This is a genomic window from Citrobacter sp. (assembly GCF_050252275.1).
Taxonomy (GTDB): Bacteria; Pseudomonadota; Gammaproteobacteria; order Enterobacterales; family Enterobacteriaceae; genus Citrobacter_A; species Citrobacter_A amalonaticus.
Genome location: NZ_JBFWLF010000413.1, coordinates 1 through 2,730, shown reverse-complemented (window position 1 = coordinate 2,730; position 2,730 = coordinate 1). Strand labels below are relative to the sequence as shown.

Annotated in this window: 2 protein-coding genes and 1 pseudogene; 1 reads left to right on the top strand and 2 read right to left on the bottom strand. The window is 46.5% G+C overall.

All coding sequences use genetic code 11. The annotated features are described in order from the left end of the window. A pseudogene (locus AB7E14_RS22535) lies at positions 1-206 on the bottom strand (IS630 family transposase); the annotation flags it as partial. Between the two features lie 810 nt (positions 207-1,016). Here AB7E14_RS22535 and AB7E14_RS22530 point away from each other — a divergent pair. Continuing rightward, positions 1,017-1,214, top strand: a complete 198-nt coding sequence (locus tag AB7E14_RS22530; RefSeq protein ID WP_044329145.1) for a hypothetical protein — start codon at positions 1,017-1,019, stop codon at positions 1,212-1,214. A gap of 5 nt (positions 1,215-1,219) precedes the next feature. On the opposite strand, the gene AB7E14_RS22525 is transcribed toward AB7E14_RS22530, so the two are convergent. Beyond that, positions 1,220-2,730: EAL domain-containing protein (locus AB7E14_RS22525; protein ID WP_428169992.1), on the bottom strand; the 1,511-nt coding region annotated here is incomplete at its 5' end.

The window sequence follows — 2,730 nt, the reverse complement described above, 5'->3', positions numbered from 1 at the left end:
GTCAATGCCATAAAGGGTAAACCAGTTAATCCAACGACCAACTGACGAAAGGGTGCTGCAGAGCGGGCGACATGGCAGACATTCCCGCTCCGGTGCAGCATCAATATGGCGGTCAGTCTGCGGGTATGGTTTTTGTCACGGGTTTTATGAATCGTTTTCTGCATCAGGTGTCGTTCGTTGCGGGAAATAGGTGCTATGATCGACATTGCTCAGTCCAGTTGGTGGTTTGGGATAGTTGGCGATTGCTCAGATCGCACAATCTTGGCTGATTTCCCTCAAAGTGATCAACTATTCCACGCAGCAATTTCGGTATATTAACCTTGGAAAGGTAATTAGCTCATCATTATTGATTGAAATTTAGCCACCACTAGTTTTAGGCCCAACGATAGGCCCAAACAAAAAGTTGAATTATAATTTATTTATTTCAAAACAATACGTTACATCACCAATTCAGACTCCGCCAGCTCTGATTGGACAGTGCCAAGACAGCACTAACAAAAATAGGAAGTTAGCAGTCTCAGCAGGACACCGACCAGACGGTGAGGGGACAAAAAGGATACGCAAAGGAGCCGCGGCTCCAGAGTGATATGAAAGCCCGCTTCAGCGGGCTTTTTTATTTCTGGCCTCATTCGCCACTCTCAATGCGGCCGCAAACAACAGCCCGCTTTTCTTTCACCGCAGCCTGTCACCTTCCCCTCATACGTCTTTTTAGCCATAGCTGATGTGAGCGTCTGCTGTGAGCTGTGAGTTCAACTGATGGACGCAACACACTTATTGAACCGTTCTGCGGGTGATTCATAGTCTGGCGTTTAGCCTTTCTTTAATACCATTGAGATATGCTAGAGTCCTCCTGAACACCAGACAAGCCACGCCAATTCTTTGGTTTATAAAAAACGAGATCTGGTCCAGATTCAGACTTGCAGGCATGTTCAACTTGTTTTGCGCCATGTCCTACGTAGTATCTTCCTGTCAATAAAAAACAGGCTCTCCATGAGCCATTTATTCAAGGAATGAATATGTACGTTCTGGCACTGATTTTCGCCCTTTCCAATAATACAACAAAAAGTGAAGTGATTGGCGCGTTTAGCGATCTGGCGCAATGCGAGACGGCATCACTGGCCTATTCGTCAAAGACAAAATGCTATTTTATTGACCCGCAAAAAGGCATGCTGGAAGTGGATAATATAAACACGCAACGTTTACACAAAAAATAATCCACTTATTCAACAACCACTTTGACTTTAGGCTTCGACAAGATAATTTTTATCAGTTCGGTGAAGTTGACCGGTTTAAAGAAATAATACCCCTGCTGGAAGGTAATATCATTGCGGTTCAGGTAGTCAACCTGCGCCTTTGTTTCCACGCCTTCCGCGACGATACTTAGCGACAGTTTTCGTGCCAGATCCAGTACACAGTCCAGAATCCGGGTGGAATCTTCTTCCATGCTGACTCGCGCCACAAAGCTTTGATCAATCTTAATATAATCAATGTGTAGATCGTGTAGGTAAGAAAGTCCGGAATAACCGGTGCCAAAATCATCCAGAGCGATGACAAAACCATTCTCATGCAAAACATTCAGCGTCTGAACCAGGTGCTCATCGACATGCAAAGGTTCACGCTCGGTCACTTCAAGTACCAGATTCAAATCTTTTCGGCTGAACCGCGCCTTAAAGTTCAGACACTCGTCGACAAAGGTCGGAGCGGTAATATGAGAGGCGCTGAAGTTAATACCGACATGAAAACCTTCTGGCAACTTCGTGGCGATAGCATTCATATGGGTAACCACTTGTTCCATCAAACATTGCGTCAGAGGAATAATCAAACCTGACTTTTCCGCTAGCGGAATAAATGACGCCGGGGAAATATATCCGGCTTTCGGATGTTTCCACCTTGCCAGCACTTCAACGCCCCGTAACGTCCCTTCCCGGCCATTCACCACGGGCTGATAAAAAGGCACGATTTCTCCCTTGAGAATTGCTCTGCGCAGCGCTTCTTCCGGCGTGGTGCTTTTATTTAAATACTTAATCAGGGCATACGCGGCAAAACAAGACATGAGAAAAATGAAGATCAGCATCCCCATCCCCTGACTGATGAGTCTTTGCTGGCTAAACACGGGCGGTAAATTATAACGTATTGTGAAGGGGTAACGTTTGGATCCTACCTGTCCGAACTCCTGGCCTGTATTGTTAATGGTCACCACATCACCGGACAGCCCCAGGATCGCCTTCCCTACCATTAATGAATAATTCGCCTCTTTCAGCGGCGTACGCAGTGAATCACGAATATGCTGATCGCTGATGGTGATGACAATTCGGCTCCCGGCAAGTTGATTCTGATATAACAAAACCGGTCGTCTGTTAACCGCGTTATTTGCTGGCGCGAGTTGCAGCGTTGTATCCGGTATTTCAGAAAGATAAGAAAGTAGCATGCGATTACCCGGCAGCGAGGAGCACCATATTTTGCCTTCGCGGTAGATTAAAATGGTTCGAAGATGAGGCTGTAGCGCGGCTTCCGTCCCTAACCGGTACTGCCCTTCCTGATCGCAACCCTTTCTCGTGATATCACTGGCCGTTGACGTCGCGTGAGTAGCCTCATCAAGAATGACATCAATATCACTCGCAACATACCGAGCCCCCGAAAGACTGTCTGCTCTCGCCGAATACCAGAGCTGCACATTTAAAACAGAAACACCGAGAATAAAGAGCAACACAGCAACAATAATAGGGAGAA